At 63.3% G+C, this 25,491-nt stretch carries 25 protein-coding genes; 5 read left to right on the top strand and 20 right to left on the bottom strand.

Going from position 1 to position 25,491, the window contains the following annotated elements; all coding sequences use genetic code 11:
- Positions 1–70: 70 nt before the first annotated feature.
- The 14 genes from LB532_RS14040 to LB532_RS13975 form a co-directional block, all read right to left on the bottom strand.
- The gene (locus LB532_RS14040) at positions 71–748 is read right to left on the bottom strand and encodes a sarcosine oxidase subunit gamma (protein ID WP_224556897.1); all 678 of its coding nucleotides are present in this window, start codon (positions 746–748) and stop codon (positions 71–73) included.
- A complete protein-coding gene (locus LB532_RS14035) occupies positions 687–3,668 on the bottom strand; it encodes a sarcosine oxidase subunit alpha (protein WP_140638574.1) in 2,982 nt (993 codons plus the stop codon). The genes LB532_RS14040 and LB532_RS14035 overlap by 62 nt, the downstream gene beginning before the upstream one ends.
- Positions 3,669–3,909: 241 nt before the next feature.
- On the bottom strand, positions 3,910–4,185 hold the full coding sequence (locus LB532_RS14030; protein ID WP_140638576.1) for a sarcosine oxidase subunit delta: 276 nt from the start codon (positions 4,183–4,185) through the stop codon (positions 3,910–3,912).
- A gap of 10 nt (positions 4,186–4,195) precedes the next feature.
- Positions 4,196–5,449, bottom strand: coding sequence for a sarcosine oxidase subunit beta family protein (locus LB532_RS14025; RefSeq protein ID WP_140638577.1), 1,254 nt, complete (start codon positions 5,447–5,449; stop codon positions 4,196–4,198).
- A 36-nt stretch (positions 5,450–5,485) separates the two neighbouring features.
- Positions 5,486–6,793: a type III glutamate--ammonia ligase gene (gene glnT / locus LB532_RS14020; RefSeq protein ID WP_140638578.1), complete on the bottom strand. Its 1,308-nt coding sequence runs from the start codon at positions 6,791–6,793 to the stop codon at positions 5,486–5,488.
- Positions 6,794–6,856: 63 nt separating this feature from the next.
- Positions 6,857–8,185, bottom strand: coding sequence for an FMN-binding glutamate synthase family protein (locus tag LB532_RS14015; RefSeq protein WP_140514697.1), 1,329 nt, complete (start codon positions 8,183–8,185; stop codon positions 6,857–6,859).
- A 6-nt stretch (positions 8,186–8,191) separates the two neighbouring features.
- Positions 8,192–8,923 carry a GXGXG domain-containing protein gene (locus tag LB532_RS14010; RefSeq protein WP_140551135.1) on the bottom strand — a complete coding sequence of 244 codons (732 nt, stop codon included), beginning with the start codon at positions 8,921–8,923 and terminating at the stop codon, positions 8,192–8,194.
- Between the two features lie 4 nt (positions 8,924–8,927).
- Positions 8,928–9,824 carry a class II glutamine amidotransferase gene (locus tag LB532_RS14005; protein WP_140638579.1) on the bottom strand — a complete coding sequence of 299 codons (897 nt, stop codon included), beginning with the start codon at positions 9,822–9,824 and terminating at the stop codon, positions 8,928–8,930.
- 86 nt (positions 9,825–9,910) lie between these two features.
- Positions 9,911–10,240 (bottom strand): hypothetical protein, encoded by a 330-nt coding sequence (locus LB532_RS14000; protein ID WP_140638580.1) that lies wholly within the window; start codon positions 10,238–10,240, stop codon positions 9,911–9,913.
- Complete coding sequence (locus LB532_RS13995; RefSeq protein ID WP_181169301.1) at positions 10,237–10,926, bottom strand: hypothetical protein; 690 nt, start codon at positions 10,924–10,926, stop codon at positions 10,237–10,239. Before LB532_RS13995 ends, LB532_RS14000 begins: the two co-directional genes overlap by 4 nt.
- 43 nt (positions 10,927–10,969) lie before the next feature.
- Positions 10,970–12,373: an APC family permease gene (locus LB532_RS13990; RefSeq protein WP_140638581.1), complete on the bottom strand. Its 1,404-nt coding sequence runs from the start codon at positions 12,371–12,373 to the stop codon at positions 10,970–10,972.
- A gap of 14 nt (positions 12,374–12,387) precedes the next feature.
- Complete coding sequence (locus tag LB532_RS13985; RefSeq protein ID WP_140638582.1) at positions 12,388–12,549, bottom strand: hypothetical protein; 162 nt, start codon at positions 12,547–12,549, stop codon at positions 12,388–12,390.
- Between the two features lie 15 nt (positions 12,550–12,564).
- Positions 12,565–12,942, bottom strand: a complete 378-nt coding sequence (locus LB532_RS13980; RefSeq protein WP_140497873.1) for a hypothetical protein — start codon at positions 12,940–12,942, stop codon at positions 12,565–12,567.
- A gap of 13 nt (positions 12,943–12,955) precedes the next feature.
- The gene (locus tag LB532_RS13975) at positions 12,956–13,237 is read right to left on the bottom strand and encodes a hypothetical protein (RefSeq protein ID WP_140497875.1); all 282 of its coding nucleotides are present in this window, start codon (positions 13,235–13,237) and stop codon (positions 12,956–12,958) included.
- 283 nt (positions 13,238–13,520) lie between these two features.
- Between LB532_RS13975 and LB532_RS13970 the strand changes: the two genes are divergently transcribed.
- From LB532_RS13970 to LB532_RS13955, 4 genes are read left to right on the top strand one after another with little or no spacing between them, the layout of a single operon-like run.
- Positions 13,521–14,654 (top strand): aminomethyltransferase family protein, encoded by a 1,134-nt coding sequence (locus tag LB532_RS13970; protein WP_140638583.1) that lies wholly within the window; start codon positions 13,521–13,523, stop codon positions 14,652–14,654.
- A 40-nt stretch (positions 14,655–14,694) separates the two neighbouring features.
- Positions 14,695–15,291 (top strand): dimethylamine monooxygenase subunit DmmA family protein, encoded by a 597-nt coding sequence (locus LB532_RS13965; RefSeq protein ID WP_140638584.1) that lies wholly within the window; start codon positions 14,695–14,697, stop codon positions 15,289–15,291.
- On the top strand, positions 15,288–16,253 hold the full coding sequence (locus LB532_RS13960) for a PDR/VanB family oxidoreductase (RefSeq protein WP_140638585.1): 966 nt from the start codon (positions 15,288–15,290) through the stop codon (positions 16,251–16,253). The genes LB532_RS13965 and LB532_RS13960 overlap by 4 nt, the downstream gene beginning before the upstream one ends.
- Positions 16,254–16,262: 9 nt before the next feature.
- Entirely contained in the window at positions 16,263–17,303 is a 1,041-nt protein-coding gene (locus LB532_RS13955; RefSeq protein ID WP_140638586.1) for a heme-dependent oxidative N-demethylase family protein, read from the top strand.
- A 50-nt stretch (positions 17,304–17,353) separates the two neighbouring features.
- Here the strand turns inward: LB532_RS13955 and LB532_RS13950 are convergent, their stop codons facing one another.
- The gene (locus tag LB532_RS13950; protein ID WP_140497887.1) at positions 17,354–18,076 is read right to left on the bottom strand and encodes a helix-turn-helix domain-containing protein; all 723 of its coding nucleotides are present in this window, start codon (positions 18,074–18,076) and stop codon (positions 17,354–17,356) included.
- A 260-nt stretch (positions 18,077–18,336) separates the two neighbouring features.
- Between LB532_RS13950 and LB532_RS13945 the strand changes: the two genes are divergently transcribed.
- The gene (locus LB532_RS13945; RefSeq protein WP_140638587.1) at positions 18,337–19,695 is read left to right on the top strand and encodes an NAD(P)-binding domain-containing protein; all 1,359 of its coding nucleotides are present in this window, start codon (positions 18,337–18,339) and stop codon (positions 19,693–19,695) included.
- Positions 19,696–19,702: 7 nt separating this feature from the next.
- On the opposite strand, the gene LB532_RS13940 is transcribed toward LB532_RS13945, so the two are convergent.
- The 5 genes from LB532_RS13940 to LB532_RS13920 form a co-directional block, all read right to left on the bottom strand.
- Entirely contained in the window at positions 19,703–20,080 is a 378-nt protein-coding gene (locus tag LB532_RS13940) for a GFA family protein (RefSeq protein ID WP_140638588.1), read from the bottom strand.
- 35 nt (positions 20,081–20,115) lie between these two features.
- Positions 20,116–22,098 carry an ABC transporter permease gene (locus tag LB532_RS13935; protein WP_140638589.1) on the bottom strand — a complete coding sequence of 661 codons (1,983 nt, stop codon included), beginning with the start codon at positions 22,096–22,098 and terminating at the stop codon, positions 20,116–20,118.
- Positions 22,095–23,180 (bottom strand): glycine betaine/L-proline ABC transporter ATP-binding protein, encoded by a 1,086-nt coding sequence (locus LB532_RS13930; protein ID WP_140638590.1) that lies wholly within the window; start codon positions 23,178–23,180, stop codon positions 22,095–22,097. The genes LB532_RS13935 and LB532_RS13930 overlap by 4 nt, the downstream gene beginning before the upstream one ends.
- 76 nt (positions 23,181–23,256) lie before the next feature.
- The gene (locus LB532_RS13925; protein ID WP_140638591.1) at positions 23,257–24,231 is read right to left on the bottom strand and encodes an ABC transporter substrate-binding protein; all 975 of its coding nucleotides are present in this window, start codon (positions 24,229–24,231) and stop codon (positions 23,257–23,259) included.
- 449 nt (positions 24,232–24,680) lie between these two features.
- Positions 24,681–25,445, bottom strand: coding sequence for an SDR family oxidoreductase (locus tag LB532_RS13920; RefSeq protein WP_140638592.1), 765 nt, complete (start codon positions 25,443–25,445; stop codon positions 24,681–24,683).
- Between the last annotated feature and the right edge of the window lie 46 nt (positions 25,446–25,491).

Below are 25,491 nucleotides of genomic sequence, written 5' to 3'. Positions count from 1 at the left end.
GAACACCCTCATCCGACCTCGCTTCGCGAGGCCACCTTCTCCCACAAGGGAGAAGGAAGACGCGTCGAGGCTACACCAATTCCTCAGAGTGGCTAGTCTTAACGCCATATTCCGCAGCCGAGTCCAGGATCGTGTGCCACAGGCTCTCGGCGAAGGTCGCGAACACAAGCAGATTGAACACCGCCTGTCCGTTTCGATCCTCCCCGCGCCAGAGCGTGACGCTGGTGTGATCCATCGACGTTGCGGCGGCTGCGCCGACGGGGAATGCCTCCGGGTGCAAATCGATCGACGACAATTTCGCCAGCATCTCCCGCGCTTTGCCGCCGTAAATGCTGATCAAGACTCGCGCATGCGATTGATCTGAAAGCGACCCTGAGGCCGCAAAGGCTTGGGCGAGCTTCTCGATCCCGTGCCTGCCGCCCTGCGACAGCACGAAAAACTGATCCGGTCCCGACCAGATCAGCGTTGCGTCCGCCGTCTGCACCGCCTTCGGTGCTTCCGGCGCCGCAACCCCAAAGCGCGCCTTGGCGGCCTTGGCCATCTCCGCCCCCTTGCCGCGCCGGGCCATCACCTGGACGAGATCGAAATTGCGGGTCTCGCTCAGCGACACGCCGGCATCGCCACGTGCACCATGGGGTCCGGCGACCAGCACGCGGTCGAGCGGGCTTTTGATATCCCAGGAAAACTCAGCCACGCTGGCGCCCTCCATCCGGATCGTAGAAGACGGGGTTGCAAAGTTCGGCGTCATACTCTTCGCCGCGCAGCGGGTCGTGCGCGCGCACGATCTCGCCGATGCGCTCGCGGCCGCGCTCGACAAGCGCCAGCCCGATCCACTGGTCCAGCGTCGGCGAGAAACAGACCGAGGTGACGTAGCCCTGGTCGTTGCCAGGGCCAGGTGTCTGCCCCTTCGGGATTATGTGCGCACCGGGGCGCAGGCGGCGCGCCTTGTCGGTCGGCTTGATGCCGACGACGACCTGCCGGTCCGGCGCGACCAGCGCCTCGCGGCCGGCCATGACGCGGCCGATGAAATCCTTCTTGGTCGACATCATCTTGCCCAGGCCGAGGTCGGCGGCGGTGGTGGTTCCGCTTAGTTCCGGTCCGGCGACATGGCCCTTCTCGATGCGCATGACGCCGAGCGCCTCGGTGCCGTATGGCGTCACGCCGAACGGTTTGCCCGCAAGCATCAGATTGCGCGCCAGTGCCTCGCCGTAGCGCGCCGGCACGGAAATCTCGAACGCCATCTCGCCCGAGAAAGAGATGCGGAACAGCCGCGCCTTGATGCCGCCGCGCAACGCCACTTCGCGCGCGCCCATGAACGGAAAGCCTTCGTTGGAAAGGTCCTCGGCCGGGTCGACGATCTCTTTCAGCAGGTCACGGGTCTTCGGCCCGGCGATGGAGAACTGCGCCCATTGGTCGGAGACCGAGGTCAACTGCACGTCGAGTTCGGGAAACAGCACCTGCCGGCAGAATTCCAGATGCTGCATCACCAGCCCGGCCTTGGCGGTGGTGGTGGTGAGGAAGTAATGATCCTCGGCCAGCCGCGACGTCGTGCCGTCGTCATAGACGATGCCGTCCTCGCGCAGCATCAGCCCGTAGCGCGCCTTGCCGACGGCGAGGTTGGAGAAGGTGTTGATGTAGACGCGGTCGAGGAAGGCGCCTGCATCGGGGCCGTGCACGTCGATCTTGCCGAGCGTCGAGACATCGCAGAAGCCGACGCCGGAACGCACCGCCTTGACCTCGCGGGTGACGGATTCCAGCCAGTCCTTCTCGCCCGTGCGCGGATACCATTGCGCGCGCTTCCACAGGCCGGTGTCGACGAAGACGGCACCCTGTTCGGCGGCCCAGTGGTGCGAAGGCGTCAGCCTTGTGGCGTGGAAAGTCTCGTCGCGGTGATGGCCGGCAAAGGCGCCGATGGCGACCGGCACATAGGGCGGGCGGTAGATCGTCGTGCCGGTCTCGGGAATGGACTTGCCCGACACCGCCGCCATGATGGCAAGGCCGGCGACGTTGGAGGTCTTGCCCTGGTCGGTCGCCATGCCGAGCGTCGTGTAGCGCTTCAGATGCTCGACCGATTCAAAGCCCTCGCGCTGCGCCAGCTCGATGTCGGAAGCGGTGACGTCGTGCTGCTGGTCGACGAACGCTTTGCCCTTGCCGGCGACATGCCAGAGCGGCGTCAGCGAAAAGGCTTCGTCGTCGGCGATCGGCACCGAGCCGGAACTGCCGCCGCGTCCGGCATCGTGCGCCGCGGCACTGCCCGCTGCAAACCCTTCGCGCAGGCAGGCGCCGAGGCCGAAGGCGCCGTTGGCTGCACCTGCCGCCGCCATGCCGGGAGGCGCGCCATCCGGCACGAAAGCGGCGATGTCGTCGCGCCATTTCGGCCGGCCGCGATGATAGGAGGTGAGCCCGACCGCCGGGTTCCAGCCGCCGGAAACGGCAAGGCCGTCCGCTTCCACTTCGGCTCGCGCGCCGCCGGTGAGAGAGACGGAGATCTTCCGCACACCGTCCTTGCCGCCGTCCACACGGCTGACGGCGCCATGCAGCACCGGGAAACCGCTCTTTGAGGCGAGTGAGCGATGGGCCGGCGACACGTCGGGCCGTGCGTCGATAACCGCCGCGATCTGCAAGCCCGCGCCGAGTACTGTCTCGACCGTGCGCCAGCCATCCTCGTTGTTGGTGAACAGCGCGATGCGTTTCGCAGGAGCGGCGGCATAGCGCGCGACATAGGTCCGCATCGCCGAAGCCATCATCACGCCGGGCGTATCGTTGCCGGGAAAGACGACCGGCCGCTCGATGGCGCCGGCCGCGACGACGCAACGCCTGGCCACGATCCGCCACATGCGCTGGCGCACCTGGTGCTCGGGCGGCGAGGGCAGATGGTCGTTGATCCGCTCGATCGCGCCATAGGTGCCGCCATCATAGACGCCGAACAGCGTCGTGCGGGTCATGATGCGGACATCAGGCATTGCGTCGAGCTCGGCCAGGGTCCGCGACAGCCACTCGGCCGCAGGCAGTCCGTCGATCGTGCCGCCATCCGACAGCAGTCGGCCGCCGGGGACAAAATCCTCTTCGCACAGGATGACGCGGGCGCCGGAGCGGCCGGCGGCAAGAGCTGCCGCAAGTCCGGTCGGGCCGGAGCCGGCGATCAGCACGTCGCAATGCGCCCAGGCCTTGTCGTAATGGTCGGGATCGGCAACGCCGGCCGCGCGGCCGAGGCCCGCGGCGCGGCGGATCGCCGGCTCGTAGATCGCTTCCCAGAATTTCGCCGGCCACATGAAGGTCTTGTAGTAGAAGCCGGCGACGAAGATCGGCGCGAACAGCTGGTTGACCGACATCACGTCGAAATTGAGCGACGGCCAGCGGTTCTGGCTGGCGGCCTCGAGCCCTTCATAGAGCTCGGCTGTGGTTGCCTTGGTGTTCGGCTCGCGCCGCGCGCCGCTGCGCAGTTCGACCAGCGCGTTCGGCTCTTCCGAGCCCGCCGTCAGAATGCCGCGCGGGCGGTGGTATTTGAACGAGCGGCCGACCAGCTTGACGCCGTTGGCAATCAAGGCCGAAGCGAGCGTGTCGCCCTCGAGGCCGAAAAAAGTCTTACTGTCGAAGCGGAAGCTGAGCGGCGCCGAGCGGTCGATCAGGCCGCCAGTTGGGAGGCGATGGGATTGGCTGGAACTCACGATTGCCGGCCTTCCGTCGATTGGGACTCTATCGCAGAGGGCGCGCTGCCCCTCATCCGCCTGCCGGCACCTTCTCCCCGTATAGGGACGGGGAGAAGGGAGATAGCCGCAACGCCGGCTCTCATCTTGCGACGCCGGTGATTGGCGAAACCGTTGGCGATAGCGTCCCTCTCCCCGTCCCTATACGGGGAGAGGATGCCGGCAGGCAGGTGAGGGGCGGCGCCGGGTTGGCAGAAAGTGCTCATTTCGCAACCTGCCTCGCCCCGGCGCCCGCCGCTGGCTCCACCGCCGAAATTTCGTGCGTCAGCGTGTTGCGGGTGACCTTCAGCCACGCCCGGCAGCCGCCGCCGTGGTACCAATTCTCGTCCATCACGCCGGCGACATTGTCGCGCAGGTAAACGTAGTCGAAGACATCGTCCTCCGAAGCGCCAGCCTCCGGCCGCACCGGCTTGGCGTCGCCGAGATAGGTGAACTCGCCGAGTTCGCGTTCGCCGCAGAAGGGACAGGTGATGCGCATGACGGGCCCTTCAGTGCAGGTTCGGTTGGGCGCCCTGGCCCTTTTCGTCGATCACGGCACCGGACCTGAACCGGTCGAGGCGGAACCTTGCAGCCTCCTCATGCGGCGTGTCGCGGGCCAGCAGATGGGCAAAGACAAGGCCTGAGCCCGGCGTCGCCTTGAAGCCGCCATAGCACCAGCCGGCATTGAGATAGAGCCCGTCGACAGGCGTCTTGTCGATGATCGGCGAGCCGTCCATCGACATGTCCATGATGCCGCCCCACTGGCGCAGCAGGCGCACGCGGCCGATCATCGGCATCAGCGCCATGCCGCCTTCGCAGACGTCTTCCATCACAGGCAGGTTGCCGCGCTGGGCATAGGAATTGTAGCCGTCTATGTCGCCGCCGAACACCAGGCCACCCTTGTCCGACTGGCTGACGTAGAAATGGCCGGCGCCGAACGTCATCACATTGGGGATGAGCGGCTTGATCGCCTCGGAGACGAAGGCCTGCAGCACATGGCTTTCGATCGGCAGGCGCAGGCCCGCCATCGCGGCAACGCGCGAGGAACTGCCGGCGACGGCCATGCCGACCTTGCCGGCGCCGATCTTGCCGCGCGAGGTCTCGACGCCGGTCACCTTGCCGTTGGCGTCTCTGACAAAGCCCGTCACTTCGCAATTCTGGATGATATCGACGCCGAGCGCGCTCGCCGCATGGGCATAGCCCCAGACCACGGCGTCATGCCGCGCCGTGCCGCCGCGCCGCTGCAAGAGCCCGCCTTGCACCGGAAAGCGCGCATTGTCGTAATTCAGGAACGGCATCATCTTCTTGACCGCGGCAAGGTCGAGCAGTTCGGCATCGATGCCGTTGATGCGCATCGTGTTGCCGCGCCGCGCATAGGCATCGCGCTGCGCATCGGAATGGTAGAGATTGATGACGCCGCGCTGGCTGACCATCGTGTTGTAGTTGAGGTCCTGCTCCATCCGCTCCCACAACTTCATCGACAATTCGTAGAAGCCGGTGTTGCCGGGCAGGCCGTAATTGGAACGAATGATGGTGGTGTTGCGGCCGGCATTGCCGGAGCCGATCCAGCCCTTTTCAAGTACGGCCACATTCCTGATGCCGTACTCGCTGGCGAGGAACCAGGCGGTGGCCAAGCCGTGGCCGCCGCCGCCGATGATCACCACGTCGTAGCGGTCTTTCGGGTTGGCGTCGCGCCAGGTGCGCTGCCAGTTCTTGTGGCCGGAAAATGCGGCGCGGGCGAGCGAGAAGATCGAGTATTTCATAAAGTCGTTCCGAGGCCGCTCGCGTCGCGCTGGAGGTCAGATGTCCAGCGTGTGGTCGCGCTCCCATTGCGTGAAGTGCGAAGCATAGGAATTCCATTCCTGGTGCTTTAGCTTTAGATAAGCCGACGAGAATTCCTCACCCAGCGCCGTCTTGAGCGATTTGTCGTTGTCGAACTCGCGCAACGCGTCGAGCAGGTTGAGCGGCAATTTCGGCGCGCCCTCCACCGTGTGACCGTGCTGGTACATATCGATGTCGTAGCGCCTGCCCGGATCGGCCTTGGAGCGGATGCCGTCCAGCCCTGCGGCGATGATGACGGCTTGCAGCAGATAAGGGTTGGCCGCGCCGTCAGGCAGGCGCAGCTCGAAACGGCCGGGGCCGGGCACGCGCACCATGTGGGTGCGGTTGTTGCCGGTCCAGGTCACCGTGTTCGGCGCCCAGGTGGCGCCCGAAATGGTGCGCGGCGCGTTGATGCGCTTGTAGGAATTGACGGTCGGGTTGGTGATGGCGGCGAGAGCAGAGGCATGTTTCATGATGCCGCCGAGGAAGTGCTTGCCCTTGGCCGACAGGCCGAGCTCCATCGAATTATCGGCAAAGACATTGGTCTTGCCTGATTTGTCCCACACCGAGATATGCGCATGGCAGCCATTGCCGGTCAGTCCCTGGAAGGGCTTGGGCATGAAGGTGGCGCGCAGGCCGTGCTTTTCCGCGATCGACTTGACCATGAATTTGAAGAAAGAATGCTTGTCGGCGGTCGCCAGCGCATCGTCGAAGGCCCAGTTCATCTCGAACTGGCCGTTGGCATCCTCGTGGTCGTTCTGGTAGGCGCCCCAGCCGAGCGCCAGCATGTGATCGCAGATCTCGGCGATGACGTCGTAGCGGCGCATCAACGCTTGCTGGTCGTAGCATGGTTTCGACGCCGTATCGTATTCGTCGGAGATCGTCTTGCCGTCGGGCGAGATCAGGAAGAATTCCGCCTCGACGCCGGTCTTGACATGCATGCCGTCGCTAGCGGCTTCCGCGACCAGTCGCTTCAGCGTGTTGCGCGGTGCCTGGTCGACCTCCTTATCGTCCATGATGCAATTGGCGGCGACCCAGGCGACCTCAGGTTTCCAGGGCAGTTGGATAACCGAATTCGGATCCGGCACCGCCAGCATGTCGGGATGTGCCGGCGTGAGGTCGAGCGAGGTAGCGAAACCGGCGAAGCCGGCGCCATCCTTCTGCATATCTGATATCGCCTGCGCCGGCACCAGCTTGGCGCGTTGCCCGCTGAACAGGTCGGTGTAGGAGATCATGAAATATTTGACGTTTTTCGCCCTTGCGAACTCTGCAAGATCAACTGTCACGGAAGTTCCCCATTTTTTGTCGGTTGTTGGCCCTAGAGCATATGGCCTTCGGCCCTTTGTTGATCAGAAGCCGTTCTTCCCCGGTATCCAGTTGGTGCCGGCCAGCGGCACGCCGGCCATCGCGGCGGCCTCGATCGTGAGCGCGACGAGATCCTCGGGTTCGAGATTGTGCAGGCTGTTCTTGCCGCAGGCACGCGCAATGGTCTGCGCCTCGAGCGTCATCACCTTAAGATAGTTGGCAAGTCGCCTGCCGGCTGCGACGGGATCGACCCGCTTCATCAGTTCGGGATCCTGCGTGGTGATGCCGGCGGGGTCGCGGCCCTCATGCCAGTCGTCATAGGCGCCTGATGTGGTGCCGAGCTCGTTGTATTCCGCCTCCCAGCGGGGATCGTTGTCGCCGAGCGCGACAAGGGCAGCCGTGCCGATCGAGACCGCGTCGACGCCGAGCGCCAGCGCCTTGGCGACATCGGCGCCGTTGCGGATGCCGCCCGAGACGATCAGCTGCACCTTGCGATGCATGCCCAGATCCTGCAGCGCCTGCACCGCCGGCCTGATGCAGGCGAGCGTCGGCTGGCCGACATTCTCGATGAACACTTCTTGTGTGGCCGCCGTGCCGCCCTGCATGCCGTCGACGACGACGACGTCGGCGCCGGCCTTCACCGCAAGCGCGGTATCGTAATAGGGGCGGGCGCCGCCGACCTTGACGTAGATCGGTTTTTCCCAGTCCGTGATTTCGCGCAGCTCCAGGATTTTGATCTCGAGATCGTCCGGTCCGGTCCAGTCGGGATGGCGCGAAGCCGAGCGCTGGTCGATGCCCTTGGGCAGCGTGCGCATCTCGGCGACACGGTCGGAGATCTTCTGTCCGAGCAGCATGCCGCCGCCGCCGGGCTTGGCGCCCTGGCCGACGACGACCTCAATGGCATCGGCGCGGCGCAGATCCCGCAAATTCATGCCGTAGCGCGACGGCAGATATTGGTAGACGAGTTGCTTGGAATGGCCGCGCTCTTCCTCGGTCATGCCGCCGTCGCCGGTCGTGGTCGAGGTGCCCGACAGCGTCGCGCCGCGCCCGAGCGCTTCCTTGGCCGGGCCCGACAGCGAGCCGAAGCTCATGCCGGCGACAGTGATCGGGATCTTCAGCTCGATCGGCTTCTTGGCATGGCGCGAGCCCAACACGACTGATGTGTCGCAGCGCTCGCGATAGCCTTCGAGCGGGTAGCGCGAGATCGAAGCGCCAAGGAACAGAAGGTCATCGAAATGCGGCAGCTTGCGCTTGGCGCCGGCGCCCCGGATGTCATAGATGCCGGTGGCCGCGGCGCGGCGGATCTCGGAAAGCGTGTAGTCGTCGAAAGTCGCGGATTTGCGCGGCGTCGTCGGCGGGTTGCGATAGGTCATGCTGCCTCAATACGCGTCGGCGTTGTCGATATTGAAATTGTAGAGCGTGCGGGCCGAGCCGTAGCGCTTGAATTCAGACGGCTTGACGCCGGTGACGCCGGCGCGATCGAGCAGGCCTTGCAGGAGTTCGAGGTGTTCGGGCCGCATTTCCTTGGCGATGCAGTCGGCGCCCAGGCTGTCGACCTTGCCGCGCACGAACAGCCGTGCCTCGTAGATGGAATCGCCGAGCGCGTCGCCGGCATCGCCCAGCACCACCAGATTGCCGGACTGCGCCATGAAGGCCGACATATGGCCGATATTGCCGTGCACGACGATGTCGATGCCTTTCATCGAAATGCCGCAGCGCGAGGACGCATTGCCCTCGATGACGAGCAGCCCGCCTTTGCCGGTGGCGCCGGCATACTGGCTGGCGTCGCCTTTGACTGTTATCGAGCCCGACATCATGTTTTCGCCGACGCCGGGTCCCGCCGAACCATGCACGGTGATGGCACTGCCGGAATTCATGCCGCCACAGTAATAGCCGACGCTGCCGCGCACATCGATGCTGACCGGCTGGTCGACGCCGACGGCGACCGAATGGCTGCCCTTCGGGTTCAACACTTCCCAGGCGGTCTCGTTCGAGCCTGGCGTCAGATTGTGCAGTGCCTGGTTGAGCTCGCGCAGCGACATCTGGTCCAGGTCGAACACCCGGGAGGCATGGTCGCTTGCCGCCGCGGTTGAAAGTTTCGTTGCCGGCATGAACTCAATGCTCCCAGAAATAGACGGTTGCGGGTTCCGGTTCCCAGACCCTCGCATTGTCTATGCCGGGCAGCTTGGTCAGCGCGCGATATTCCGAGCCGAAGGCGACATACTGGTCGGTCTCGGCCATGACGGCGGGCTTGCAGGCGATCGGGTCGCGCACCACGCCGAAGCCGTTCTTGGTGCCGACGACGAAGGTGAAGAAGCCGTCGAGATCGGAGAGGGTGCCTTCCAGCGCTTCGCCGAGGTTCTTGCCATGCGCCATCTGGGAGGAGAGATAGGCGGCCGCCACCTCGGTGTCGTTCTCGGTCTCGAACGTCATGCCTTCGCGGACCAGTTCGCGGCGAACGTTGTTGTGGTTGGAGAGCGAGCCATTGTGCACCAGGCACTGGTCGGCGCCGGTCGAGAACGGATGCGCGCCCATCGTCGTCACCGCCGATTCCGTCGCCATGCGGGTGTGCCCGATGCCATGCGTTCCGGTCATCGCGCGGATGTCGAAGCGGTCGACCACAGCCTCGGGCAAGCCGACTTCCTTGTATATTTCCACGGCTTCGCCGGCGCCCATGATGCGGATGTCGGGCCTGAGCGACTGGATGGTCTCACGCGCCGCATCGACCTTTTCGGGCGTGGTCCTGATGACGGCATGCGTCGATTTTACCGTGACGCCCACCGGCGCGCCGAGCGCCTTGGTGAGTTCGGCGTCCAGTCCACGGAAATCACGCTCCGGCTTCGGCGACTGGATGGTGATCTTGGCCTCGTTGCCGGACGGCGCGCCATAGATCGCGATGCCGGCGCTGTCGGGGCCGCGATCGCTGAGCGATACCAGCATCTGCGACAACATCGCACCGAGCTGCGGCTCCAGCGCCTTGTCCTTCAGGAAAAGTCCAACGATTCCGCACATGCCAGCCTCCAGACCCTTTGTAGCTAAAAATGATGTATCGAATGAGTTCGGGGAATTCAATTGGTATGAAAAAAATATTCCTCTGGTTACGCGTCGTGTTTTGTCCCCTCCGGCGGCCCATCGCCTTGCCGGCGCATGGAATGGGTCCATTTGGCGGTCCGGATGCGTGCCATCTTGTAGGCGTCGAGGATCGACAGCGCATAGATCAGGAAGCCGCCGGCGTGGCGGCCGATAAAACTGGCGTCGGGCGGCGCGATTTTCGCCGTCACCCAGGCCAGGATGACCATGAAGAAAAGAAACTGCAGGCCGCGCGTCGGAACGCCAAGCATGACGTGTCCGCTGCCCGGCAGCAGGGTTGCCGCGCCCAGGACGATATATGGGCTGGTAGGTCCGGGAGAGGGGGTTGCGCCGATCATGCCGCTTTCCGTTCGTTCCTGTTGATCGCGTCGCGCAGTCCCGAAAGGGATACGAGCAGCCGCGAGATCAGCGCCGGGTCGATTTGCGCGTCACCGAAAGCGGCTTGCCGGAAGACACCGTAGCGGGCCCGCTCGGCTTCGGCCAGCAGCCAGACGATACGCACGCCTTTTGGCGTGATCAGAAGCTCCTTGGCGCGTCCTTCTGAAAAGGGTTCCAGATGGTCGGCGATGATGGTTTGCGGGAAGCGCACGCCTCTGCGGTCCGTTCGAAGCACCGCCTCGGCGGGAAAGCCGGGCGCCTTCGGCAGGGTGTGGTCGAGATGGTCGAAATTGGAGAATGTCGTCGGCGAGCCCGGCCGCATCATCATGTCGAAGGTGCCGGGCACGGCTGTTTTCTCCGTTATCGATACGCTGAGCCAGCGCGCCGGCAGCTTTCTCGTCGCCAGCGTGTCGACGATGGTGCGCAACTGCACGCGCTGGCCCTTCCACGAGCCTTCCCACGTAATGACGCCGGCAGTACCGTCCGAGACATCTTCTGCGTCGGCAATGACGGCGCGGATGCTGGCCTGGTCGGCGGCGCGCGCCACGGCAGCCCTGTTGCGGCTGCGGCGTGCCAGCCAGGCAAAGTGCAGGACGAGAGCCAGGACAGCCGCCCCGGCAAGCAGTGCTGACGTCACCTCGGACATTTCGTCATGCCAGGCCCGCCCACTTTGGACGGGCCTACTCCCATCAATAGCCCTGCGGTTTCGGCCACGGCATGGTGAACTGGTCGCCGCGCCGCACGAATTTGTAGCGGTAGAAATGGAACCACAGCGAGATCAGGAAATAGAACGCGACCATGGCGATGAGCTGCGAGCCGAAGCCGAGGAAGATGGCGAAGAAGGTCACCACGCACAGGCAGAACAAGACGATCGCCGGCAGCGGGTGGAAGGGATGCGTGTAGCCGCGGCGGATGGAGCCCAGCGGCCACTTCTTCCGGAACATCATGATGTTGATGCTCATGAACGTATATTGCAGCACGCCAGACAGGATCGAGAAGGTAATCGCCTGGTTGAGGTCGGCGATGAAGGCGAAGGCGAGCGCGATCGGCAGCAGGAACAGGATCGAGCGGTAGGGTGTGCGGTATCTCGGGTGCACCGCCGAGAACCAGCTCGGCAGGTAGCGATCGCGCCCGAGCGAGAACCAGGCGCGCGCCGCGTCGTTGATGCAGCCATTGGCGGACGCCAGTGCGGCAAGCAGCGTGGCGATGAACAGCAGGTTTTCCAGCAGCGGGCTGCCGGTCAGCTTGCCGGCGTCCCACAGCGGATAATAGGTGATGCCGAGATATTCCCAGGGCATCAGCGAGGCGCAGACATACCAGGTCATGGCGGCGGCGATCAGAAGCGTGATCATGCCGGCCATCGTGCCATAAGGTAGCGAGCGCGCGGGCGAGCGCACTTCCTCGGCCGCCTGCGTGGTGCCCTCGATGCCGAGATAGTACCAGATGCCGAACTGGAAAGCGGCGATGACGCCGATCCAGCCATAGGGCAGCGCATTGTCCGGGGTAACCAACTCGTTGAGCTTCAGCACCGCGCCTTGCGTCCACGGGCTGACCGAGAAGAACAGGATGACGATAGAGATATAGGCGATCGCGGTGATGACGAAGTTGACGTTGAGCGTCATCAGCACGCCGCGATAGTTGAGCCATGCCAGGACAACGATGGTGGCGGCGATGAAGGAGTTGTGGGTGAGGCCCTCGACGCCCGCCTTGGCGACGATCGTGTCGCCGAGCAGGATGGCGTCCGACACTTCGAGCATGGTGTAGGCAAAGACCAGGAACAGCGCGACGTTGAAGGCCATCAGCGGCCCGACGATGTGCTTGGCCTGCGCATATTGGCCGCCCGCGGCGGCGACCGTCGACGTCACTTCGGAATCGATCATGGCGACCGAGGTATAGAGCAGCCCGACGATCCAGCAGACGATCAGCGCGGCAAGCGCGCCGCCCTTGTCGGCGGAGAAATTCCAGCCGGTGAACTCGCCGACCAGGACGATGCCCACACCCAACGCCCAGACATGGGCCGGGCCAAGCACCCGAAGCAGCGAGACCCTGTCGCCATTTGTTGCCGAACCCGCAGTTTCAACCACGACCGTCATCGATCAATCCCCACTCAGATCCGGTGTTTTTCGGAAACGGCTTCAAGTTCGCCTTCGCGCGAGGACGTCAGCACATCCTCGGAGTAGGTCGTATCGACCTTGAACCAATCGTAGAGCATCCACAGCGCAAGCACGATCGAGATGCCCCAGCATGCGTAAGAGAGCGCTATCCACATGGTCTTGTCCTCGGACTATTTCTCGTCGAACTTCTCGTTGATGACGTCGCGATATTCACGGTCGGATGCCCGGAACAGGAACACGAAATAACCGATCAGCACGGCTGCCATGACAACAAGCGTCGGCCAGTCGATGATGTAGTGGAAACGGTTCTGGATGATGTCGTGCGCGGTCTCGGGCGTATAGCCGAGCCTTTCCCAGATCGACGCCATGGTCGGGTTCTGGCCGAGCGCCTCCCAGGTCTTGGCGTCGAGCGCATCGATGGACTTGGCAGCTCCCGCCAATCCCAGTTTCAGCGGCAGCCACAGCGCCACGAAGATGGCGACCACGACGACGGCGATATCGAAGACCTGCCCGGCCTTGCTCTGTTGCGGCGGCGTGTAGCGGGACATGCTTCTCTCCCCCTCAGGATTTGCGGTTGCGGTCGTAGTTCTTGATGTCGAGCCCGTAGATGAACTCCTTGTCCTCCTTGTAGTGGTTGACCATGGCCAGGATCGCCGCCGTGTTGAAGATCAGCACCGCGGCGGCGGCAATCGCGACGACGGCCTTGATGCCGTCATGCGGGATATGGGGCCATGTCATGAAGAGGACGAAGAGGATCGTCGCCCACAGGCAGATGATCAGGAGCGCGGATCCGCGCAAGTCGGAACGGTACAGCGCCTCGATGCGCTGCTGCAGGTCTGACATCGGTTTTCCCCTTTTTCGACGTCCGGTTCCGAATCCACCGTCCGTCGTTCTCTTTCAAGAGAGTGAAATTTTTTTCATAAATTCAGACCGAATTCGGAAATTGTCAAGACGAATTTACGCAGAGTTAACCGCCTTGTTCGGATGACGAATTTTGCCTGACAATGAAATTATTTGCTTTCAGGGGATTGCAGGCCTCCCGCGTTTGCGATCAATATTCGCTCAAAGCTCCAGCCCGCGCGCACAGGAGCAGGGAACATAATCAAAATATCGGACGGAGGATCGGATGACGGCATCCTGGAGATTTTCAACCCTGGCGGATCGCCATCGCGCGCTGGGTTCGAAACTCGAAGACTGGAGCGGCATGGGCACCGCCTGGACCTACGACAAGGACGCCGACGAGGAATACATCGCCATCCGCACCAAGGCCGGGCTGATGGATGTCTCGGGCCTGAAGAAGGTCCACATCACAGGCCCGCACGCCTCGCACCTCATCGATCTCGCCACCACGCGCGATGTCGAAAAAATCTATCCCGGCAAGTCTGCCTATGCCTGCATGCTCAACGAGGCGGGAAAGTTCACCGACGACTGCATCCTCTACCGCACCGGGCCGAATAGCTGGATGGTGGTGCACGGTTCGGGAACCGGCCATGAAGAGCTGCAGCGGGCGGCGATGGGCAGGGACGTGTCGCTGCGCTTCGACGACAATCTGCATGACCTTTCGCTGCAGGGGCCGGTGGCGGTCGACTATCTTGCCAGGCACGTGCCGGGCATTCGCGACCTCAACTATTTCCATCACATGCAGACGCAGCTCTTCGGTTTTCCGGTGATGATCTCGCGCACCGGCTATACCGGCGAGCGCGGTTACGAGATCTTCTGCCGCGGCCAGGATGCCGGCACGATCTGGGACAGGATCCTCGACGAGGGCAAGAGCGCCGGCATCATCCCGTGCCGCTTCACCACGCTCGACATGCTGCGCGTCGAGAGCTATCTCCTGTTCTATCCCTACGACAACTCGCAGAAATATCCGTTCGAGAATGAAGGCCCCGGCGACACGCTGTGGGAACTCGGCCTCGACTTCACCGTCAGCCCGGGCAAGACCGGCTTTCGCGGCGCCGAGGAGCACTACCGTCTCAAGGGCAAGGAGCGCTTCAAGATCTATGGCGTGTTGCTGGACGGCAAGGAGCCAGCCGACGAGGGCGCCCCGGTCTATCGCGATGGGAAGAAAGTCGGCGTCGTCACCTGCGCCATGTATTCGCCGCTGGTCGAGAAATCGATGGGCATCGCTCGCCTCGACGTCGACTGCGCCGTCAAGGACACAAGGCTCGAGATCCGCAACAGGAGCGGATCGATCAAGGCGACGGCGCAGCCATTGCCGTTCGATGACCCAAAGAAGACCAAGCGCACGGCGAAAGGCTGAGGCATAGTCGAAGGCGAGGGTTCGAGGCACGAAGCAGAGAATGGCAGCCAAGTCGATCATCAGCCGGCCCGTCTACGGAACCTTGTCTCCGCAGCCCGGCAAGCACCATCTTTTCATCGCCGATGCCGAGGGTGCGCTCGCGATAGCGGACATGGCCAAGACGGCTCCAGACGGGTTCTTCGGCGGTGCCGAGATCGTCTTCATTCCCGGGTCGGACGACAGGCATGTCGCCGCTCTCGAAGCGCTGAAACCGGCGCGCTTCCACCAGGCGCCGTCCTTCGCCAGCCTGCTGCCGCGGCTGAAACAGACGCTTGATAACGCGCATATGGGCCTGCGCCTCTATCTCGCCGGTACCGAAGGGCTGATCGGCCAGGCCATGCAGGTGGCGCTCGAAGCCGGCATCGACCACACCGCGATCCAGACCGAACATCGCGGCTCGCTGGCGCGCCGCGTGCAGTGCGTGCATTGCAAGGGCATCACCGAGAATGTAACGACGCAACCCGCCACCTGCTCGCATTGCGGCCTGCTGCTTCTGGTGCGCGACCACTATTCGCGGCGGCTGGCGGCGTTCCAGGGCGTCTGCATCAATGCCGAGGACCGCAGCGAAATTCCTCCGGTCGAGGAGGTCTTCCGATGAGCACCGGCACCACCAAGCTCGACGTCGTCGTCAGCGATGTCGTCCCGGTCAACGAACTGGTCACCCGCTTTCATTTCCGCCGCCGTGACGGCGAGCTGTTGCCGACCTTTTCAGGCGGCGCCCATGTCGTGGTCGAGATGCGCGACGGCGACCGCACAAGGCTCAATCCCTATTCGCTGATGGGCTCGCCGCTCGACACGCGCGAATACACGATCTCGATACGCCGCGACGATGTCGGCCGGGGCGGCTCGCTGTTCATGCACAGATCCGTCAGGCCCGGGCTGGAGATGGTGATCTCCTATCCCGTCAATCTGTTCTCGCTCGATCTCAGGGCCAAGAAACATTTGATGCTGGCCGGCGGCATCGGCATCACGCCCTTCATGGCCCAGACCGCGCAGTTGGCGGGCGAGGGCGGCAATTTCGAACTGCACTACACCTGCCGCACGGCGTCGCTCGGTACCTATGCCGATGTGCTGCAACAGCGCTACGGCCGCCGGGTCCGGCTCTATCACGACGATCGTGGGGAACGGGTCGATCTCGACCGGCTGCTATCGTCGCAGCCGCTCGGCACGCATCTCTATGTCTGCGGTCCGGCCGGCATGATCGGCTGGGTGCGCGAGCGCGCAGCCGCGCTCGGCTGGCCACCGGAGACCGTGCATTTCGAGCATTTCGCGGCGCCACAGCCGGGATTGCCTTTCGACGTGACGCTGGCCATCAGCGGCAAGACCATCCGCGTCGGCGAGCAGCAGAGCCTGCTCGAGGCGATCGAGGCGGCCGGCGTCGATCCACCCTATCTTTGCCGCGGCGGGGTCTGCGGTCAGTGCGAGACCAACGTCATCTCGTCCGACGGCAAGTTCGTCCACAACGATCACTGGCTAAGCGAGGAAGACCACCGTTCCGGCTGCAAGATCATGCCCTGCGTGTCGCGCTTCGAAGGCAAATCGCTGGTCTTGGAAAGATAGGAGGCGAGCTTGGGCATCACCTTTCGCAAGGAAACATTCCGCGACGACTTCACCTTCAGGAACAGCCCTGAGCACATCAGGCGCTTCCCGTTTCCGTTCCATGAAGACAGCTACATGTATGCGGTCAACATCGAGCCGCATGTCGTTGGTCCGAAAGGCAGCGTGCTGGAAAACCTGATCGACGTCGACGAGCACTATGTCGCCGAGATGCAGGACCGTGCTCTGGTCCTGGCCGAGGATCCGCTGCGTTGCCAGTCGCTACCGCACATGACGCTTGCCGGCTGGGACCTGCTCGAACTTCTGATGGAGCAGCAGGCGCTGGGCTATCCCGAGCATTTCACGCTGACCCGAGACGGCGATCGTTGGCGCTGGATCAACCGGCCGCTCGGCATCGACGACACCTTCACCTTCGGCGACACCTCGACTTTGCCTTACGGGCCGATGGAATACATCACCCGCCAGAGCCAGGGCGATTTCTGCATCCTCGACCAGCGCGACGGCAATCTTTGGATGGATGCCGGGATGGTCACCACCCAGGCCGACTGGTCGCTCGACTTCGACATCGGCATGAACTTCTTCGAGTGGCACGCGCCGGTGCCGTTGGCGCATGAGAAGGGGATTTTCGTCAGGGCGCTGAAGTTCCTCACCAACATCCAGCAGGGCAAGCCGGCGCGTCGCCTGAACTGGACGATGACCATCAATCCGCGCCTCGACACCAGCCCCGAGAATTATCACAAATGGGGTCCGGACCGCGCGACGGTGACGCCCGACAATGTCGGCGACAAGGTGCATCTGCGCGTCGAGTTGCAGAGCTTCTGGCGCCTGCCACGCTCCAACGCCATCGTCTTCCCGATCCGCTGCTACTTGATCAAGATGGACGAGCTGGTGACGCAACCGAAATGGGCCCGCCGCCTGCACCGCGTCATCCGCGACCTGCCCGAGGAGCTTGCCACCTACAAGGGGCTGACACGCTACCGCCCGACACTGGTCGAGTGGCTGTCGAAGTTGGATGATGGAAGTGCGACGTCACCGGGGTTTGGGCCGGACTGAAGGCACCGCCCGCGAAGCTGCCGATCTTCTCCCGTGGGGGAGATTGGCCCTTAGCCAGCGCTCTGCGGATAGCAGATGATCGACAAATAGCGCATGGGCAGTTTCGTCAGCTGCTCCGGCCCGTGCGGGGCGTCGGCGTCGAAGAACAGGCTGTCGCCGGGCTTCATCGGATAGAGATTGCTGCCGTGCCGGTAAACGACTTCGCCCTCCAGCATATAGAGAAACTCCATGCCCTCGTGCTGGAAGGTCGGGAACACGTCCGAATCCTCGGTCAGCGTGATCAGATAGGGCTCGACGACGACGCCGCTGGTGTTTGAGCCGATGTGGCCAAGCAGATTGTACTGGTGGCCGGCGCGCGTGCCGCGGCGCTCGACGTCCAACCCTTCGCCAGCTTTGACGAAAACGGCGCTGCGCTCCTCTTCGAAGCGGCGGAAGAAGGCGGTGACGGGAACACCCAGCGCCCGCGACAGCGCCTGCAAGGTGGTCAGCGACGGCGAGGTGATGCCGTTCTCGATCTTCGACAGCATGCCCAGCGAAATGTCGGTAGCGACCGCCAGATCGGCGACGGTGATGCCGAGCTTCTTGCGGAACGCGCGCACCTCGCGGCCGATCGCCACTTCCAGCACCTTTTCACGCGTGTCGCGGATGGCGTGCGGGTTCTGGGTTAGCGGCGCGCGGATGGTCTTCCCGTCCACCGAGACCTTTGGCAGCGGCTTTGCCTTTGCGCCGCCGGCTCCAGCACCGGCCTTTGGATTTGAAGCGTTTTTCGCCATGTCGCCCCCGGACTTCGCGGATTTATTTCACTCAAGGTGAACATGTCAGGTGGCGATACATGAGCGCAGCCGCGTCGGCAAGCCGTCTTATGTCGCATGCGCCAATCCCGCGATTTCGGCCAATGCAGGTTCTTCGCCAGGAATCCGCCTTGCGCAAACGCCGTTCCCGCAGATGGCTGTTGACAGTGCCGGAGGGCCAATTACTGTCACTGGCAGTGAAATTTGTTTCGCTGGGGAAATCAAAAAATGGAGGCCCGGAAATGAAAACTCGCGTTGCCGTCATCGGGGCCGGACCGTCCGGTCTGGCACAGCTCAGGGCCTTCAAGTCGGCGGCCGACAAAGGGGCAGACATTCCCGAGATCGTCTCCTTCGAAAAGCAGTCCGACTGGGGCGGCCTGTGGAACTATACCTGGCGCACCGGCCTCGACGAACATGGCGACCCAGTGCACGGCTCGATGTATCGCTACCTCTGGTCGAACGGGCCGAAGGAATGCCTGGAATTCGCCGACTACACGTTCGAGGAACATTTCGGCCGGCCGATCGGCTCCTATCCCCCGCGCGCCGTGCTGTGGGACTACATCAAGGGCCGCGTCGAAAAATCAGGCGTGCGCAAATGGGTGCGCTTCAACAGTCCGGTGCGCATGGTGACCTTCTCGGACGAGACGAAGAAATTCACCGTCACCGCGCATGACCGCACCAACGACGTCACCTATTCGGAAGAGTTCGACAATGTCGTCGTTGCGTCCGGGCATTTTTCCGTACCCAACGTTCCCTATTTCGAGGGTTTTTCGACCTTCAACGGCCGCATCCTGCACAGCCATGATTTCCGTGACGCCATGGAATTCAAGGGCAAGGATATCCTGATCATCGGCCGCTCCTATTCGGCCGAGGACATCGGCTCGCAATGCTACAAATACGGCGCGAAGTCGATCACCTCCAGCTATCGCTCCAAGCCGATGGGCTTCAAATGGCCTGAGAACTGGAAAGAGGTGCCGCTGCTGCAGAAGGTCGTCGGCAAGACGGCCCATTTCAAGGACGGCAGTACCAAGGATGTCGACGCCATCATCCTGTGCACCGGCTATCTCCATTCGTTCCCGTTCCTCACCGACGATCTCAAGCTGAAGACCGCCAACCGCATGTGGCCGCTCGATCTCTATGAGGGTGTCGTCTGGGAGAAGAACGCGAAATTGTTCTACATCGGCATGCAGGACCAGTTCTACACCTTCAACATGTTCGACGCGCAGGCCTGGTACGCGCGTGACGTCATCATGGGCCGCATCAAGCTGCCGTCCGCACAGGCAATGGCCGAGCACGGCGCCAGATGGCGGGCGCGCGAGGAGACGCTGGAAGACGCCGAGCAGATGATCTGGTTCCAGGGCGACTACACCAAGGAACTGATGGACCAGACCGACTATCCCGGCTTCGACGTCGAGGCAGTCAATCAGACCTTCATGGAATGGGAACATCACAAGGTGGAAGACATTATGAGCTTCCGCGACCATTCCTACCGCTCGTTGATGACAGGCACCATGGCGCCGCTGCACCATACGCCCTGGCTGCAGGCGCTGGACGATTCGATGGAGAGCTATCTGGAAGTGAAGGGCGTCGCTGCGGAGTAGCTTGCCGTCAGGCCGGCAACACGACCCAGTCGTGGCGGCTTTCGCCATAGACGGCTTGTGTCGGCGCCGGGAAAGACGGATCGGCAAAACAGCCGACCGCGACAGCGACCGCTTCCGGTTTGCGCGACGGATACCAGAACACCGTCGAGCCGCAGTTTCCGCAGAAGTGGAAAGTGACGGGAAAGCCGCTGTCGGAATTGCGCTGGAATGTCTGGGATGAGCCGTCGATGTCGATCGCCTCGGCATCGAAGAAAGCCGCTATCCCAAACGGACTGCCGGTGCGCCGCTGGCAGTCCAGGCAGTGGCAAAGCGATATTTTGGCCGGCTGTTGCGGACAGCGGATCTGCAATTGGCCACAGGTGCAGCGGGCAATCCTGCTGGTCATGTCTTCCTCCTCCCTTGATAAGTTCGCCGCTTGAGCTAACCCAGCCTCGCCCGTGCCTTGGCCGTCCAGGCATTGAACAGCCGGTCGGCGACGATGCCGATGAAGGCGATGGCGAGCCCTGCCACGATGCCGCGGCCGGAATCGGCCTTTGACAGCGCGATGAACACCTCCTGGCCGAGATCACGGGTGCCGACCATGGCGCAGATGATGATCATCGCCAACGCCATCAGGATGGTCTGGTTGACGCCCAGCATGATCTCGGGCAGCGCCAGCGGCAGTTGCACGCGAAAGAAAGTCTGGCGCGGCGTGCAGCCTGAAACCTTGGCCGCCTCGATCAGCGCCGGCGGCACCTGCCTGATACCGTGATTGGTGTAGCGGATCGCCGGCACCACGGCGAAGGCGATCGTTGCGATCATCGCGGTGACGTCGCCGACGCGGAAAAGCATCACCACCGGAATGATGAAGCAGAAGGAGGGCAGCACCTGCAGCGTGTCGATGACGGGCGTGATCACCTTCTCGACGCGGTCGCTGCGCGCAGCCATTAGGCCGATGGGAATGCCGATCAGGCAAGCGATGAAAGCCGAGATGCCGCAGAGATAGACCGTCGCCATGGTCTTTTCCCACAGCCCGGTGACGGCGCAGAAGGCGGTCAGCACTGCCACCAGAGCGGCCAGGCGCAGGCCGGAAAGCTGATAGCCGGCAAGGCCGAGCAGGAACACCGCGCCCAGCCACGGAAAGCCCTCGCAGAAGGCGCGCACCGGGTTCAGCACGTTGAGGATCAGCGCCACGCGGAACGCTTCGATCGTGTCGAAGAAATTGATCGTCACCCAATTCACCGCCGCTTTCCACAATGGCGCGGTGGTGAAGGTGATCGTCCTCGGCACCGCCGCGAAGGCAGGCACGAAGAGGCCAAGCAGTGTGGTGACGATCAGGATGGCGACGGCCAGCGTCAGATTGGGATAGCGCCACCAGAAGGCAGGCAGGACTTGCCGGTGGACGTGACCTTTTGCATGGTTGGCGGCGATGGCCTGGCTCAGCCGGTCGAGTGCGATGGCCAGCGCCACGATGGCCAGCCCCGCTTCCATCGCCTCGCCGACCTTCAGCGCACGCAGCGCCAGCAACACGTCATAGCCCAGCCCGCCGGCGCCGATCATCGAGGCGATGATCACCATGTTGAGCGCCAGCATGATCACCTGATTGATACCGACCATCAGCGTCGGCCGCGCCGACGGCAACAGCACGCGCCACAGTTTCTGCCGCGCCGTGCAGCCGGCCATCTCGCTGAAATCGTCGATCTCCGACGGCACCCGCGACAGGCCGAGCATCGTTGCCCGCACCATCGGCGGCGTGGCGAAGATAGCGGTGGCGATCATCGCCGAAACCGGGCTGTTGCCGAACAGGAGCAGCATCGGGATGAGATAGGCGAAAGTTGGGATCGTCTGCATCAGATCGAGGGCAGGGGAGACGATCAGCCTTTCCACCCAAGGCTTGCGCCAGGCCCAGATGCCGACGAACAATCCCGTGGCGATGCAGAATGGCACGGCGATGGAAATCAGCGCCAGCGTCAGCATGGCGCTGGTCCATTGGCCGAACAGCGCGATGTAGAGAAAACAGCCGCCGACCAGCATGCCGAGCTTGCGGCCGCCAGCGGCATGCCCGGCGACAAAGGCCGCCGCGCAGACGCCGATCCAGGACAGGCGCGGCAGCACATAGGCGTCGGCACCGTGGCCGATCTTGAAATTCTTCGCCAGAAGGTCGAGCGCGAAATCGAGCGGCACGCCGAGCACGGCGGTGATCGACCGCGTCAGCCATGACAGGTTTATCTTTATCCAGCGCATCAGGGCGCTGACCCAGTCGGCGACCGGCACGATCGCCTCGGCCGGATAATTGACGGCCCAGGGGAAACTGTCCTGGAGCAGGAACACGACCAGCACCACGGCAAGCGCTGCGGCCCAGACCAGCAGACAGGTCTGCGCCGGTCCTAGCCTCGTCTCACTGGCGCTTGCCGTTACTGTCATGCACCGGCTCCTGACCGCTCGATGCCGGCGAGCAGGTCGATCACCGCTTGCGGCGTCACCTCGCCGATCGGCTTGCCGCTGCCGTTGACCACCGCGAACGGTCTGCCGGCCGCGACGATGCTGGCCGAGAAGCTGGCAATCTTGGCCTCCGGCCCCACCGTGCCGCCATGCTCGGCGCCGTCGCAGGCGCGCATCAGGCTCTTCGCCGAGATCACCTTGGCGCGGTCGACGTCGCGGGTGAACTCGGCGACATAGTCGGTCGCCGGATCGACCACCAGTTCCTCCGGCGTGCCGATCTGGATGACTTCGCCATCCTTCATGATGGCGATTCGGTCGGCCAGCCTTATCGCCTCGTCGAAATCATGGGTGATAAAGACGATGGTCTTGTGCAGCATCGTCTGCAGCCGCATCAGCTCGTCCTGCATCTCGCGGCGGATCAGCGGGTCGAGCGCCGAGAACGGCTCGTCGAGGAACCAGATCTCCGGCTTGGTCGCCAGACTGCGGGCGATGCCGACACGCTGCTGCTGGCCACCGGACAACTCGCGCGGATAGAAATGCTCGCGGCCGCGCAGGCCGACGAGCTCGATGACTTCGCGGGCGCGTGCTTCGCGCGTCGCACGGTCCTGCCCCTGGATGCTGAGCGGAAAGGCGATGTTGTCCAGCACGTTGAGATGCGGCAGCAGCGCGAAATTCTGGAACACCATGCCCATGCGGTGGCGCCTGAGTTCGATGAGCGCTGCATCCGAGATCTTGAGCAGGTCCTTTCCCTCGAACTCGACCTTGCCGTGCGTCGGCTCGACCAGCCTCGACATGCAGCGCACCAGGGTCGACTTGCCCGACCCCGAGAGCCCCATGATGGTGAATATCTCGCCCTGGCGGATTTCGAGGTCGACGCCGCGTACCGCCCCGACCAGTCCGGCAGCGGCGACATCGGCCATGCTGGCCTTGCCGTCGCGCTCGCGGATGAAGCTGGCCGCGTTCGAACCGAACAGTTTCCAGACATTGCGGCAAGCCAGCTTTATCGGGCGGGCATCCTTTGGCGCGCCCGCAGCGTTCGATCCCTGTTCGGTCTTGTCAGGCATTCAAGCGTCCTTCTGGAATATCGACGATTGAGGCCCGGCCGATCGACGGCCGGGTCTCATTCTCCAGTCGGAGCGATCACTGTGCCCAGGCTTTCCAATCGGCTTCGTGGGCGGCGATCCAGGCGGCGGCGACGTCCTCCGGCGTCTTGCCGCCGAGGTCGATCTCGCCGCTCATCTTGTTGAGCTCGTCGGTGTCGACCGTGTAGGCCTTGGCCACCTTGTAGGCGACGGGCCATTTGTCCTTCATGCCGTTCCAGGCATATTTCCAGATCTCGCCATGCGGCTTGCCGCAATCATATTTGGCATCGGGATTCGTGCCCCATTTCGGGTCGCTGTAGCATTCGGGCGTGTATTCGGGGAATTCGACCCACTCGCCCTTGTATTTGGCCGGCGCCCAATGCGGCGAATAGATCCACAGCATGATCGGCGCCTTGCGCTGGTAGGCCGAATCCAGCTCCGCGAACATCGCCGCGTCGGTGCCGGCGTGGATGACGGTGAATGGCAATTTGAGTGCCTCGACGCGCTCGTCGTCAAAACCCTCCCAGGTCACCGGACCGCCGAGATAACGACCCTTGGGCGCCGTCTCGGCCGTCGAAAAGGCCTCGGCGCATTTCGGATCTTTCAGCGCTTCCCAATTGGGTAGGCCCGGGCATTTCTCTTTCATATATTCGGGGAACCACCACTCTTCCTTGGCCTTGGGGCCGAGCTTGCCGAGGCGTTCGGTCTGGCCGGTGGCATCGGAAGCCTTCATCGCCTCGCCGGCGGTCGTGTCCCAGAATTCCAGGCCGACATCGAGGTCGCCATTGGTGAGACCGGTGGTCAGGCTGGAGAGGTAATCGGCGGTCGGATATTCGACGGTGTAGCCGAGCTTTTCGAGAATGCCGCCGAGAATCTTGGCGTTGAGATTGACGCTGGTCCAGTCGAACAGCGCGATCTTGATGGGGTCGTTGGATTCAGGAGCTGCGGCGTGGGCGGAAAGCGTTGGCAGGCTTAGTGCCGCGAGCGCGGCGGCGCCCATGGACAGTTTAGAAACTCTGCTCCGAAATGACATGCTTGTTCTCCTTCAAGCTGTGACGGTTATCGTTCGTTCCCTTGTTGCGTCTTTCTGCCCTTGTTGGGTTTTTTCTTGATTGTGTTGGAAAGACCTGCCGTTGCGCAAGGCCGTTTCCGCCATCGCCCGGTGAAAACCGGCGCAGGCGGGATTGTGCTGAGTTTTTGATTTGCGGAAATGGTGCTGAGAGGGTCGGCGTCATAGCTGCCGACGCATCGCCGCGACAGCGATCATCTGCGGGTCGATTGCCAGCCTTATGGCGCCCTGCAAAATGCGAGCCATCAAAGGTCCCCTGACCTCGGCTATCGGCCCGGCAAGCCCCATCGCCAGGACCGTTTCATGAGATGAAATTATATATACCAACGTTTATCACGCGCAACGACTAAGGCTTGCTGGATGCATAATTCGGACCGCAGGCGAAGTCGCACCCAACCGCCTGCCGAGCCACCTTACCAGCAGACGTAGCCGCCATCCACGATCAGGTCGACGCCGGTGACGAAGCTCGACGCGCGGCTGGCCAGGAACACGGTCGGCCCGACCATTTCCTCGGGCGTCGCCATGCGCCCCATCGGCGTGTCGCGCTTGAAGATCTTGATCTCCTCCGCCACCTCCGGCCTCTTGTTCATTGGCGTCAGCGTGTAGCCCGGGCTGACCACGTTGACGCGCAGGCCGCGGTCGGCCCACTCCATGGCGAGGCTCTTCGACATGTGGATGACGGCGGCCTTCGAGGAATTGTAATGCGCCTGCGTCAGCCCGCGATTGACGATGGTACCCGACATGGAGGCGATGTTGACGATCGAGCCCTTGCGCCGCGCCAGCATCTTGCGCGCTTCGGCCTGGCAGGACAGGAATACGCCGGCGACATTGACCTCGTGCACCTTCCGCCACGTCTCCAGGGGCATCGTCTCGGCCGGCTCCGATCCGGCGATCCCGGCATTGTTGACGGCAATCGTCAGGGCGCCGAGTTCGCTCTCGACGCGGTCGGTCGCCGCCGCGAGATCGCTCTCGGACGTCACCGTGCCCGTCAGCACCAGCGCCTTGCGCCCAAGCGCGGTGATACGCTGTGCGGTCTCCTCCAGACCGCCCTTCGATGCATGGCCGAAACAGGCGACGTCGGCGCCGGCCTGCGCCAATCCGATCGCGATTGCCTGGCCGATGCCGCTGCCGGCACCGGTAACCAACGCGACATCGCCGTCCAGCTTGAAAAGATCCATCGATAGTCCTCCCTGCTTCAGGGAGGGTATGCGCTGTCCCGCGTTA

Origin of the sequence: Mesorhizobium sp. ESP-6-2 (assembly GCF_020164675.1) — a bacterium.
Lineage (GTDB): Bacteria > Pseudomonadota > Alphaproteobacteria > Rhizobiales > Rhizobiaceae > Mesorhizobium.
Note: the sequence above shows the minus strand (reverse complement) of the source record. Positions and strands in the feature narration are given on the sequence as shown.